Source organism: Nocardioides sp. Root122 (genome assembly GCF_001425025.1).
Classification (GTDB): Bacteria; Actinomycetota; Actinomycetes; order Propionibacteriales; family Nocardioidaceae; genus Nocardioides.
Window position 1 is genome coordinate 40,384 of the sequence record NZ_LMDE01000006.1, and the last position, 12,132, is coordinate 52,515.

Here is a 12,132-nt window from a genome sequence, read left to right on the forward strand (position 1 = left end):
TCTGTGGACTTCATCCGCTACGCCGAGCGCTCCGCCGCGCTCGTGAACGCCGAGCTGCCCGACGCGGAGGCCCTGCGCGAGCACCTGGCGGACCGCTCGTGGCTGCACCGCTCGGTCGTCGACGACGACGTGCCGTCGCTGCAGGCCTTCCAGGCCGAGCTCCGGCCGGTCTTCGAGGCCTCCGACGTCGACGACGTACGCCGCGTGGTGAGCTCGCTCAACGACCTGCTCGCCCGACACCCGGTCACGCCGATGATCTCCGACCACGACCCCGACCACCTCCACATGCACGTGACCAACCGCGCCTCGTCCGTCGCCGAGCTGCTCGTCGCCGAGGCGCTGATGGGGCTGGCCAACCTCGTGTGCGACCTCGGTGCCACCCGGCTCGGGATCTGCTCCGAGCCCCGCTGCGACAACGTCTTCGTGGACACCTCCCCCAACCAGTCGCGCCGCTACTGCTCGGACCGGTGCTCGTCACGGGCCAACGTGGCCGCTTTCCGGGCGCGGCAGAAGGCGGCGGCGCAGTGAACGACGGCCCCCTCATCGTCCAGTCCGACAAGACCCTCCTGCTGGAGGTCGACCACCCCTCGGCGGCCGAGGCCCGCAAGGCCATCGCACCGTTCGCCGAGCTCGAGCGCTCGCCCGAGCACATCCACACCTACCGGCTCACCCCGCTCGGCCTCTGGAACGCGCGGGCCGCGGGTCACGACGCCGAGCAGGTCGTCGACGCGCTGCTGACCTGGAGCCGCTACGCCGTCCCCCACGCGCTGCTGGTCGACGTCGCCGAGACAATGGGTCGCTACGGCCGGCTCCGCCTCGAGAAGCACCCGGTGCACGGGCTGGTGCTCTCCTCCACCGACCGCCCGGTCCTCGAGGAGGTGCTGCGGGCGAAGAAGATCGCCGGCATGGTCGGGGCCCGCCTCGACGACGACTCCGTGGCCGTCCACCCGAGCGAGCGCGGCAACCTCAAGCAGGCCCTCCTCAAGCTCGGCTGGCCCGCCGAGGACTTCGCCGGCTACGTCGACGGCGAGGCGCACGCGATCGACCTGGCCGAGGAGGGCTGGACGCTCCGGCCCTACCAGCGCGAGGCCGCGGAGTCCTTCTGGGACGGCGGCTCCGGCGTCGTCGTGCTCCCCTGCGGTGCGGGCAAGACGATCGTCGGCGCGGCCTCGATGGCCCACGCGCAGGCCACGACGCTGATCCTCGTCACCAACACCGTCAGCGCGCGGCAGTGGAAGGACGAGCTGGTCAAGCGCACGTCGCTGACGCCCGACGAGATCGGCGAGTACTCCGGTGCCGTGAAGGAGATCCGGCCCGTCACCATCGCGACCTACCAGGTGCTGACGACCAAGCGGAAGGGCGTCTACCCCCACCTCGACCTGCTCGACGCCCGCGACTGGGGCCTCATCGTCTACGACGAGGTGCACCTGCTGCCCGCGCCGATCTTCCGGATGACCGCCGACCTCCAGGCCCGCCGCCGCCTCGGCCTGACCGCAACCCTCGTGCGCGAGGACGGCCGCGAGGGCGAGGTGTTCTCGCTGATCGGGCCCAAGCGCTACGACGCGCCGTGGAAGGACATCGAGGCGCAGGGCTACATCGCGCCCGCTGACTGCGTCGAGGTGCGGGTGACCCTGCCCGACGGCGAGCGACTGGCCTACGCCACGAGCGACCCCGACACCCGCTACCGCCTCGCGTCGTGCACGCACGCCAAGATCGACGTCGTACGCGACCTGGTCAAGCAGCACGCGGGCCAGCCGACGCTGGTGATCGGGCAGTACATCGACCAGCTCGACGAGATCGCCGAGCTGCTCGACGCGCCGGTCATCAAGGGCGAGACGCCCGTCAAGGAGCGGCAGCGGCTCTTCAACGCGTTCCGGTCCGGCGAGATCGGGCTGCTCGTGGTCAGCAAGGTCGCGAACTTCTCCATCGACCTGCCCTCGGCCGAGGTCGCGATCCAGGTCAGCGGGTCGTTCGGCTCGCGCCAGGAGGAGGCCCAGCGCCTCGGGCGGCTGCTGCGGCCCAAGACGGAGGGCCGCAGCGCGCACTTCTACACGATCGTCTCGCGCGACACCGTCGACGCCGACTTCGCCCAGAACCGCCAGCGGTTCCTGGCCGAGCAGGGCTACGCCTACCGGATCATCGACGCCGGGGACCTGTCCGCCGAGTCGAGCTGACGCGACCTCCAGTGAACCGTGGAGCCCGGAGCCGCCAGGTGCGGCCCCGGGCTCCACTGTCGTGGCCGCCTCGATCAGGCGAGCGTGCTGGCGTCGATCACGAAGCGGTAGCGCACGTCGGAGGCGAGCACCCGCTCGTACGCCTCGTTGACCCGGTCGGCAGGGATGACCTCGACCTCGGCCGCGATGCCGTGCTCGGCGCAGAAGTCGAGCATCTCCTGGGTCTCGGCGATGCCGCCGATCATCGACCCGGCGAACGAGCGCCGGCCGCCGATGAGGGCCATCGCGTTCACCGGGAGCGGCTCCGGCGGCGCACCCACGTTGACGAGCGTGCCGTCGACGGCCAGCAGGCCGAGGTAGGCGTTGACGTCGATCGAGGCGCTCACGGTGTTGACGATGAGGTCGAACGAGCCGGCGAGGGCGTCGAACGTGCCCGGGTCGGAGGTGGCGAAGTAGTGGTCCGCCCCGAGCCGCAGGCCGTCCTCCTGCTTCTTCAGCGACTGCGACAAGACGGTGACCTCGGCGCCCATCGCGTGGGCGATCTTGACGGCCATGTGGCCGAGCCCGCCGAGGCCGACGACAGCGACCTTCTTGCCGGGGCCGGCGTTCCAGCGGCGCAGCGGCGAGTACGTCGTGATGCCGGCGCACAGCAGCGGCGCGGCCGCGGCCGGGTCGATGCCGTCGGGGACGGACAGCACGAAGCCGGCGTCGACGACGACGTGGGTCGAGTAGCCGCCCTGGGTGGTGGTGCCGTCACGGTCGGTGGCGGCGTACGTCCCGACCATGCCGTGGCGGCAGTACTGCTCGTCGCCGTTGCGGCAGTTGTCGCACGTGCCGCAGGAATTGACCATGCAGCCGACGCCGACGCGGTCGCCGACCCGGTGGGTGGTCACGTCGGGACCGACCTCGGCGACGGTGCCGACGATCTCGTGGCCGGGCACGACCGGGTAGGGCTGGGGGCCCCAGTCGCCGTTCACGGTGTGGATGTCGGAGTGGCAGATGCCGGCCCACTCGATGGCGATGAGCACGTCGGTGGCGCCGACCTCGCGGCGCTCGATGGTGGTGGGTGCCAGCGGCTCGCCGGCCGCCGGTGCTGCATAGGCGTTCACGCGCATGCTGAAGTCCTTCGTTCTCGGGGGGTGTGGTGGTGCGTCGGGACTCTGGTCCCGGCGGTGACTAGTCCTTGCCGACCTGGCGCAGCTCGTCGGCCAACGCCGATGCCTGCGCCGCGACCTCCTGAGCACGCGCCGGGTCGCCGGCAGCGACGGCCTGCCAGTAGGTGACCTTGAGCCCGACGTAGCGCCCGCGGAGGGCGATCGCCTCCGCCTCGGTCGCGAGCCGACGCCGCTGCTCCTCGAGGAGACGCTGCTGCTCGACCGCGGCGTCGGCGCCCCGCCGCGCGTTGGCCATGTACTGGCGCATGTCGGTGACCGACATCCCGGTCGCGGAGAGGCAGGCGATCGACATGAGCTGGTCGAGGTCGGCCTCGTCGTAGACCCGATGCCCACTGGTCGCACCGCGGCTGATCGGGGCGATGACCCCGACCTGCTCGTAGTACCGCAACGTGCTGGCGGGCAGGCCTGTCAGGGCAGCCGCCTCCTTGATGGAGTAGCTGCGGGGCACGGCGGTCATGGTCACACCATCGACGGTAGGAACTTCGAGCACTCGAAGTCAAAGGTCCGCTGCGTCACACCGCGACGTCACTACGCTGCCACCCGTGACCACCACGGAGGCAGCCCCTGACGGCCCGGCGCCGGTCGTCTTCCTGCACGGCGCCGGGCGGGCCGGGGCCGAGGGCTGGCCGCTCCACGGCGGTGACCCGTCCCCGCAGTGGCACTTCCTCGACCGCGCGCCCGAGGGCGACGACCCCGAGCGGGACGCCGCGAGGATCGTCGACGCGCTGGAGCAGCGGGGCCGCGGCCACGTGGTCGCGTCGTCGTACGGCGCCTGCGCGGGCGTCATCGCGGCGCAGCGGCGTCCGGACCTGGTGACCTCGCTAGCGCTGTGCGAGCCGGCCTGCTTCGACCTCGCGCGCGGCAGGCCGGCCGTGGAGGAGCACGTCGTCGCGATGACGCCGGTCTACGACGTGGCCGACGACCCGGCGGTGTCGGCGCGCCAGTTCAGCGAGCTCTTCGCCGCTGCGATGGGGTCCGAACCGCTCGACCTGCCCGACGACGTGCTCGAGCGCGAGGCGGCACGACTGCGACGGCTACGACCACCGTGGGACACCGGCATCGTTGCCGGCGACGGGCTCCCCGTGCCGACCATGGTCGTCACCGGGGGCTGGAGCGCGCTCTACGACGAGACGGCCGAGGCCCTGGTCGCCCTGGGCGCGACGGCGGTCGAGCTGTCGGGCGCCGGCCACGGCGTCCATCGCGACCCACGGGTCCTGCCGCTGCTCGAGGGCCTCTGGGGGACTGCGCGATCCGCTGGAGCGTGAGGATCCCGCCGCTACTCTCGGGAGGGTGAGTCTCCGCGAGCGCCTCGGTGCCGAGCTGTTCCAGAAGGTCGCCGGGCCGGACGGCCCCCGGCAGCGCGAGCGCGTGCACGGCTCCCCGGGACCGCGGTGGTTCGACGCCGGCTCACCGATCACCCGCGTCCACGGCGACGCGTCGATGTTCGTCGGCGGGATCCGCGCGATCATGCTGCAGTCGCTCCACCCCGCGGCCATGCAGGGCGTGGCCGACCACTCGGGCTACCGAGGCGACATGTGGGGCCGGCTCGCCCAGGTGTCGACCTACATCGCGATGACGACGTTCGGCGCGGAGAAGGACGCCCTGGCGGTGATCCGTGCGGTCCAGCGCGCCCACGAGTCGGTCACCGGCACGATGCCCGACGGCACGCCCTACGCCGCCTCCGACCCGCACCTGCTCGGCTGGGTGCACGCTGCCGAGATCGACAGCTTCCTGGTCGCGCACGACAGGTTCGGCCACGAGCCGCTGGTGGGCGCGGAGCGCGACGAGTACGTCGCCCAGACCGCCCACGTCGCCGCGCTGCTGGGCGTGCAGGACCCGCCCACGACCGAGGCCGGGCTGCGCGGGACGCTCGCCTCCTACCAGCCCGAGCTGGCCGGGACCCCCGCCGCCCGCGACGCGATCCGCTTCCTGGTCTGGCACCCCGACCTGCCGCTCGCGGCGCGTCCGGCGTACCTCTCCCTCGTCGGTGCCGCGGTGTCGCTCACGCCCGCCTCGGCACGCCGGGAGCTGGGGCTGCCGCACCCGCCGGTCCTCGACGTCACCCTCGACCGGACGGTCGGCCGAGCGCTCGGCAAGGTCTCGACCGGAGCCATCCGCTGGGCGATGGCGCCGGGCCACGCGCACGCCCGCGCGCTCCAGGAGGCGGCGCAGGCATGAGCCTCGAGGACCGGTGGCCGCTGCCCGACCACCGCGACCTCCGCGACGAGCTGCTCTCCGCGTGGGACCGCGCCGGCTACCACGACCTGCTGCACCTGCGCGAGGTGCTGGACCGGCTCGACGAGCTGGCCGCCGGTGCGACGGAGGTCGTGCTGGCCGCGTGGTTCCACGACGCCGTCTACGACGGTGCGGACGACGACGAGGAGCGGTCGGCGCAGTGGGCCGAGCGCGCGCTCCCCGAGGCGTACGCCGGCGAGGTGGCTCGGCTCGTGCGGATGACCGCCCACCACCGACCGTCGGACGACGACGCCGCCGGGTGCGCGCTGAGCGACGCCGACCTCGGCATCCTGGCGGCCGGGCCCGAGCGCTACGCCGACTACGTGGCCGGGGTGCGGGCCGACTTCGCCCACGTCGCGGACGCGGACTTCCGGGCCGGCCGCCTCGCCGTGCTGCAGGACCTCGCGGCCAAGCCGTCGCTGTTCCACTCGGCCCGCGCCCGTGAGCTGTGGGAGGCGCGGGCGCGCGCCAACCTCGACCGCGAGATCGCGGGCCTGGCAGCGGGCTGAGCCGCGCGAGGAGCCGGCGTCGCGATCAGCGGTCGGCGAGCTGGAGGTAGACCGTGAAGCGGTCGTGGCGGTAGCAGGTGCGCGAGACCTCGACGATGCGGCCGTCGGAGACCGCCCGGCGCGAGTGCCGCAGGACCGGGTCGCCCTCGGCGACCTCGAGGACGACGGCCTCCTCCGCGCTGGCGCGGTCGGCGGAGATCGAGTCCTCGACGGCGGTGGGCCGCAGGCCCCGTGCGCCGAGCGCGTCGTAGAGGCTGGTCGGGGTGCCGTGCTGGAGGAAGCCGGGGAGGAGCACCTCGTTGAGGTAGGCGTCCTCGACGCACACGATCTCCTGGTCGGCGCGACGCAGCCGGCGCCAGTGCAGGACCGGGTCGCCGGGCGAGATGTCGAGGGCGCGGGCCACGCCGGGACCGGCCTGCTCGACCCGGGCCAGCAGCGTCTGCGACTCGGGCAGCATGCCTCGGCGGCGGATCTCCTCGGTGAAGGACGTGAGGCGCCCGGCCGTCTTGGGGGGCTGGGCGACGAAGGTGCCGCGGCCGGGGATGCGCTCCAGCAGACCCTCGGCGACCAGCGCGTCGAGGGCCTGGCGCACGGTCATGCGGGCGACGCCGAAACGCGCGACGAGCTCCCGCTCGGAGGGGGCGGCGGAGCCGGGCGGCTGGGCTTCGATGAGACCGCGGACGTGTTCGCGGACCTGGACGTGCTTCAGCGCCCGCTGACGCGGGACGACGAGGTCCACAGGTTCCATGTCAGACAGGCTAGGACTGGGCTGGACCGGCGTCACCGAATTGACGGAGCCTGTGGTCATCCCTTGACGAATTCTTAATGATCGAACGCCTGTTCGATCTCTGCTGTACCATAGGCCACGTGGACTTCCAGACGTCCCTCTTCGCCGACGCCGACGTGGCCGCCCCGGCGCTCGCGCCGCAGCGCCGTGAGCTCACCCTCGGTGCGTGGGTCGACGTCCAGCGCAACTGGCTGAGCGACCCCGACGAGGTGTTCTCGGCGCTCGTCGAGCGGGTCCCGTGGCGCTCCGAGCGTCGCGAGATGTACGACGCCGTGGTCGACGTGCCGCGCCTGGTCCACACCTACCTCGCGGCCGACCCGCTGCCGCACCCGGCGCTCGCCCGCGCCCGCGACGACCTCAGCACCCACTACCTCCCCGAGCTGGGCGAGCCCTTCGTGAGCGCCGGCTGCTGCTACCGCGACGGCCACGACTCCGTGGCCTGGCACGGCGACACCATCGGGCGCGGCCGGTCGCAGGACACCATGGTCGCCATCGTCAGCGTCGGCGACCCGCGGCGGCTCCTGCTCCGCCCGCGGGGCGGCGGCTCGTCCATCGCGCTGACGATGGGCCACGGCGACCTCGTGGTGATGGGCGGGTCCTGCCAGCGCACCTGGGAGCACGCGGTGCCCAAGGTGGCGCACTCCGGCCCCCGCCTCTCGGTGCAGTTCCGGCCGGCCAACGTGTTCTGAGCGGCCCCCTCACCCCCGCCGGAGCAGCCGGCGCAGGAGCACGAGCACGACGACGGCGCCGAGCGCCTGCTTCCAGTAGGTCCGCAGGAGCACGGGGAGCACGGCGCTGCCCAGGTCGAGCGCCTCCACCGGTGGCGCGGGCGGCGGTGGGGGCGGCGGCGGTGGAGGTGACGCGGGGGGCGGCGGTGCCGCGGCACCGGACGGCCCCGCCGGCGGTGGGCCGGCGGCCAGGGGCGCGGGGGACGCAGCTGCCGACTCACCGCCCAACGGCTCCTCGGGTGCGGCGAGCCGTTGCTCCAGGCAGGTCACGAACTGGCCGAGCAGCTTGTCGGAGACGTCCTGCATCACGCCGCGCCCGAACTGCGCGGGCTTGCCGGTGATGGCCAGGTCGGTCTCGACCGCGACGTCCGTCGAGCCGCCGGCCTCGGTCATGGAGACCGTCACCGTGGCGCCCGCCGTGCCGTTGCCGCGCTTGTCCTTGCCCTTGGCGTCGACGACGAAGCGATGCGCCTCCTCGTCCTTCTCCACGAAGGTGCCGCTGCCGTTGTACTGCAGGGCGATCGGACCGAGCTTCACCTTCACCGACCCCGAGAAGGAGTCGGCGTCGGCCTCGGTGACCTGGGCGCCGGGGAAGCACTCGGCCACCGACGCGATGTCGTTGAAGTGCGCCCAGGTCTCCTCGACCCCGATCGGGACGGTGAAGTGGTGGCTCAGCTCCATCTAGTTCCCCGCCGCCTTGAGGACGGCCCGCCCGGTCAGGACGCGGGCGAGGTGCTGGCGGTAGTCGGCGGCACCGTTGAGGTCCGAGGGCGGGTTGGTGCCGTCGGCGGCCAGGTCGGCCGCAGCGCGTACGCCGTCCTCCGTGGCGCTCGCGCCGGCGAGGGCCTGCTCCGCCGCGCTCGCGCGCAACGGGGTGGAGCCCATGTTGGTAAGCCCGATCCTGGCCTCGTCGATGGAGCCCTTCACGGTGGCGGCCACGGCGACGATCGGCCACTGGTGCGCCACCCGGACGAACTTCTCGTAGTGGGCACCCCAACCGGTGTGCTTGGGGATGCGCACCTCGGTGAGGATCTCGTCGTCGCCGATCGCGGTCTCGAAGAGATCGACGAAGAAGTCGGCCGCCTCGACCGTCCGGGTGCCGCCCGGACCCGCGATCACGAACTGGGCCCCGAGGGCGAGCGCGGGCGCGCCGAGGTCGCCCGCCGGGTCGGCGTGGGCCAGCGCGCCGCCGAAGGTGCCGCGGTGCCGGATCTGGGAGTCGGCCACCTCGGCGGCCGCCTTCGAGACCAGCAGAGCGTGCTCCTTGACGAGCGCGTCGTCGCGCACGTCGTGGTGGGTCGTCATCGCGCCGATCACGATCGCGTCCCCGTCGTCACGGATCCCCCGCAACGAAGAGATGCCGCCGAGGTCGATGACCACCTCCGGAGCGTTGAGCCGCATCCGCAGCACCGGCAGCAGGCTCTGCCCGCCGGCCATGATCTTCGCGTCGTCGCCGTGCTCGCCGAGGGCGGCCAGCGCCTCCTCGACCGAGGTCGGGGCGAGGTAGTCGAACTGCACCGGGATCATTGGTCTGCACCTCCTGCGGTCGGGTCCTGGTTGAGGGCGCCCTCCTCGAAGTGCGGCATCGCGTCCGCCGGGGTCGGGGCGTCCCCGTCGTGGGCGTGGATCGCTCGCCACACCCGCTCCGGGGTGCACGGCATCTGGATGTCGCTGACGCCCAGGTGCCGTACGGCGTCGACGACGGCGTTGACGACCGCCGGGGTGGACGCGATGGTGCCGGCCTCGCCGACGCCCTTGGTGCCGAGCGTGTTGGTGGTGCAGATGCTCGGCTCGTCGGTGTGGACCACGTCGAAGGAGATCGTGTCGGCGGCCGTCGGCAGCAGGTAGTCGACGAACGAGCCGCTCACCAGCGTGCCGGACTCGTCGTGCACCGCCTCCTCCCACAGCGCCTGCGCGATGCCCTGCACCAGGCCGCCGTGCACCTGCCCGGCGACGATCAGCGGGTTGATGATCGTGCCGATGTCGTCGCAGCAGGTGTACTTGCGCATCGTCACGGCGCCGGTCTCGGTGTCGACCTCCATCGCGCACAGGTGCGTGCCGTGGGGGTAGTTGAAGTTCACCGGGTCGTAGGTCGCGTCGGCGTCGAGGCTCAGCTCCATGCCCTCGGGGTAGTCGTGCCCCGCGAACGTCGCTGTCGCCAGCTCCTGGATCGCCTTGCCCTGGTCGGTGCCGCGGACGGTGAACCTGCCGTCGGCGTAGTCCAGGTCGTCGGCGTTGGCCTCGAGCAGGTGCGCAGCGAGCACCTTGGCCTTGTCGATCACCTTGTCAACAGCCTTCACGAGCGCCTCACCACCGACGACCAGCGAGCGCGAGCCATAGGTGTCGAGACCCTTCGGGGCCACCTGCGTGTCACCGTGCAGCACCTCGACGTCCTCGAACGGGACGCCGAGCCGGTCCGCCACGATCTGGCTGAACGCGGTCTCGTGGCCCTGTCCGTGCGCGCTGGCACCGGTCACGACCTCGACCTTGCCGAGCGGGGTCATCCGCACGCTCGCGTTCTCCCAGCCACCGGCGCCGTAGTCGAGGCTGCCGAGGACCCGGCTGGGCGCCAGGCCGCACATCTCGGTGAACGTCGAGACACCGATGCCGAGCTGGACGCGGTCACCGCGGTCGCGCCGCTCCTTCTGCTCGGCGCGGAGCTCGTCGTAGCCGAAGGACGCCTTGGCCTTCGCCGTCGCCGCCTCGTAGTTGCCCGTGTCGTACTCCAGGCCCGCGACCGTGGTGAACGGGAACTCCTCGTGGGTGATCCAGTTGCGCTCGCGGATCTCGAGCGGGTCGACGCCCACCTCGGCGGCGAGCTCGTCCATCAGCCGCTCGATGGCGTACGTCGCCTCCGGCCGGCCGGCGCCGCGGTAGGCGTCGGTGAAGGTGGTGTTGGTGAGGACGGTCTGGCACTCGAAGCGGTAGGCCGGGAACTTGTAGATCGCGTTGAACATGAAGGCGCCGAGGACCGGTACGCCGCCGCCGACGATCGCGACGTAGGCGCCGAGGTCGGCGTCGAGGTGCACCTTGAGCGCGGTGACCTTGCCGTCCTTGTCGGCGGCGAGGGTGAGCGTCTGCACCTGGTCGCGGCCGTGGTGCGCCGCCATCAGGCTCTCGCTGCGGGTCTCGGTGTACTTGACCGGCTTCATCAGCCTGCGGGCCACCGCCCAGGCGACCCACTCCTCCGGCGTCGCCTGGAGCTTGCCACCGAAGCCGCCACCGACGTCAGGGGCGATGACCCTGATCTTGCTCTCGGGCACGCCGGTGGTGGCCGCCAGGGCGAACCTCAGGATGTGCGGGATCTGGGTCGCCGACCACATGGTGAGCTGCTCACCGGTCGGGTCCACGACGACGCTGCGCGGCTCCATGAAGGCGGGGATCAGCCGCTGCTGCCGGTACTCCCGCTCGATGACGATGCCGCCGTTGCGCGCCTCCTCGATGGCCGCCTCGACCTCGCCGCCGGTGCCGGCCTCCTGGGAGTCGAAGACCCAGAGCGCGGACTTGTTGGTGCCGAGGTCGGGGTGGGCGAGGACCTCGTCCTGGAGGGCCTTCTTGATCCCGATGACGGCGGGCAGCTCGTCGTACTCGACGTCGACGAGCTCGGCCGCGTCCCGTGCCGCAGCGGCGCTGCGGGCGACGACGACGGCGACGATCTCGCCTGCGAAGGCGACCCGGTCGGCGGGCATGGGCGAGTGGCTTGGGGTCTTCTGGTCCGGGGTGATCGGCCAGGCGTTGATGCAGACCCCGAGCTCCTCGCCGAAGTCCTTGCCGCTCAGGACCGCGACGACGTTCTTCGCGGCCTTGGCAGCCTCGGTGTCGACCGAGGTGATGGTGGCGTGCGCGAAGGGGCTGCGGACCATCGCGAGGTGCAGCATCCCCGGCAGGGTGATGTTGTCGGTCCAGCGGGTCCGGCCGGTGATCAGCCGCTGGTCCTCCTTGCGGCGGCGGTCCTTGCCGATCTCGGCAGCGGGACGGTCCTGGGTGGCGGTCATGCGGTCGCCCCCGTCGACGTCTGCTCGGCAGCGTGGAGCACGCTCTTGACGATGTTGTGGTAGCCCGTGCAGCGGCAGAGGTTGCCCTCCATGCCGAGCCGGACCTCCTCCTCGGTGGGGTGCGGGTTCTCGCCGAGCAGGTCGACGGCCTGCATGATCATCCCCGGCGTGCAGAAGCCGCACTGCAGTCCGTGGCACTCCCGGAAGGCCTCCTGGACCGGGTGCAGCTCACCCTCGGCGGTGTCGGCCAGCCCCTCGATCGTGGTCACCGTGCGGCCGTTGGCCTGCACGGCGAGGACGTTGCAGGACTTCACGCTCGTCCCGTCGAGGTGGACGGTGCACGCCCCGCAGTTCGAGGTGTCGCAGCCGATCACGGTGCCGGTCTTGCCGAGCTTCTCGCGGAGGTACTGCACCAGCAGCATCCGCGGCTCGACGTCATCGGAGACCGCAGCCCCGTCGACGGTGAGTTCGATCTTGGTCATGCAGTGCCTCCGGGCGTGTGAGGTGGGTCACTCCGCCCCCGACGCTA

The 12,132-nt window shown here is 72.3% G+C and carries 13 protein-coding genes; 6 read left to right on the forward strand and 7 right to left on the reverse strand.

Annotated features, from left to right (window positions below):
- Window positions 1-3: 3 nt before the first annotated feature.
- Entirely contained in the window at window positions 4-528 is a 525-nt protein-coding gene (locus ASC64_RS07005) for a CGNR zinc finger domain-containing protein (protein WP_056906831.1), read from the forward strand.
- Window positions 525-2,174: a DNA repair helicase XPB gene (locus tag ASC64_RS07010; RefSeq protein ID WP_056906832.1), complete on the forward strand. Its 1,650-nt coding sequence runs from the start codon at window positions 525-527 to the stop codon at window positions 2,172-2,174. Before ASC64_RS07005 ends, ASC64_RS07010 begins: the two co-directional genes overlap by 4 nt.
- A gap of 74 nt (window positions 2,175-2,248) precedes the next feature.
- Here the strand turns inward: ASC64_RS07010 and ASC64_RS07015 are convergent, their stop codons facing one another.
- Together ASC64_RS07015 and ASC64_RS07020 are read right to left on the reverse strand one after the other, a co-directional pair.
- Window positions 2,249-3,289: an NAD(P)-dependent alcohol dehydrogenase gene (locus ASC64_RS07015; RefSeq protein ID WP_056906833.1), complete on the reverse strand. Its 1,041-nt coding sequence runs from the start codon at window positions 3,287-3,289 to the stop codon at window positions 2,249-2,251.
- Between the two features lie 61 nt (window positions 3,290-3,350).
- A complete protein-coding gene (locus ASC64_RS07020; protein WP_056906834.1) occupies window positions 3,351-3,806 on the reverse strand; it encodes a MerR family transcriptional regulator in 456 nt (151 codons plus the stop codon).
- Between the two features lie 85 nt (window positions 3,807-3,891).
- Here ASC64_RS07020 and ASC64_RS07025 point away from each other — a divergent pair, with 85 nt between their 5' ends.
- The 3 genes from ASC64_RS07025 to ASC64_RS07035 are packed head-to-tail and all read left to right on the forward strand — an operon-like array spanning window position 3,892 to window position 6,093.
- Window positions 3,892-4,614, forward strand: coding sequence for an alpha/beta fold hydrolase (locus ASC64_RS07025; protein WP_056906835.1), 723 nt, complete (start codon window positions 3,892-3,894; stop codon window positions 4,612-4,614).
- A gap of 25 nt (window positions 4,615-4,639) precedes the next feature.
- Window positions 4,640-5,527: an oxygenase MpaB family protein gene (locus tag ASC64_RS07030; RefSeq protein WP_056906836.1), complete on the forward strand. Its 888-nt coding sequence runs from the start codon at window positions 4,640-4,642 to the stop codon at window positions 5,525-5,527.
- Window positions 5,524-6,093, forward strand: a complete 570-nt coding sequence (locus ASC64_RS07035) for an HD domain-containing protein (protein ID WP_056906837.1) — start codon at window positions 5,524-5,526, stop codon at window positions 6,091-6,093. Before ASC64_RS07030 ends, ASC64_RS07035 begins: the two co-directional genes overlap by 4 nt.
- A gap of 25 nt (window positions 6,094-6,118) precedes the next feature.
- On the opposite strand, the gene ASC64_RS07040 is transcribed toward ASC64_RS07035, so the two are convergent.
- The gene (locus tag ASC64_RS07040) at window positions 6,119-6,841 is read right to left on the reverse strand and encodes a GntR family transcriptional regulator (RefSeq protein WP_056906838.1); all 723 of its coding nucleotides are present in this window, start codon (window positions 6,839-6,841) and stop codon (window positions 6,119-6,121) included.
- A 119-nt stretch (window positions 6,842-6,960) separates the two neighbouring features.
- Between ASC64_RS07040 and ASC64_RS07045 the strand changes: the two genes are divergently transcribed.
- The gene (locus ASC64_RS07045; protein WP_235563574.1) at window positions 6,961-7,569 is read left to right on the forward strand and encodes an alpha-ketoglutarate-dependent dioxygenase AlkB; all 609 of its coding nucleotides are present in this window, start codon (window positions 6,961-6,963) and stop codon (window positions 7,567-7,569) included.
- Window positions 7,570-7,578: 9 nt separating this feature from the next.
- Here ASC64_RS07045 and ASC64_RS07050 read toward each other — a convergent pair whose 3' ends face one another.
- From ASC64_RS07050 to ASC64_RS07065, 4 genes are read right to left on the reverse strand one after another with little or no spacing between them, the layout of a single operon-like run.
- Entirely contained in the window at window positions 7,579-8,289 is a 711-nt protein-coding gene (locus ASC64_RS07050) for an SRPBCC family protein (protein WP_056906840.1), read from the reverse strand.
- Entirely contained in the window at window positions 8,290-9,135 is an 846-nt protein-coding gene (locus tag ASC64_RS07055; RefSeq protein WP_056906841.1) for an FAD binding domain-containing protein, read from the reverse strand.
- Window positions 9,132-11,603, reverse strand: coding sequence for a xanthine dehydrogenase family protein molybdopterin-binding subunit (locus ASC64_RS07060; protein ID WP_056906842.1), 2,472 nt, complete (start codon window positions 11,601-11,603; stop codon window positions 9,132-9,134). The genes ASC64_RS07055 and ASC64_RS07060 overlap by 4 nt, the downstream gene beginning before the upstream one ends.
- Window positions 11,600-12,085: a (2Fe-2S)-binding protein gene (locus tag ASC64_RS07065; RefSeq protein ID WP_056906843.1), complete on the reverse strand. Its 486-nt coding sequence runs from the start codon at window positions 12,083-12,085 to the stop codon at window positions 11,600-11,602. Before ASC64_RS07065 ends, ASC64_RS07060 begins: the two co-directional genes overlap by 4 nt.
- Window positions 12,086-12,132 lie beyond the last annotated feature (47 nt).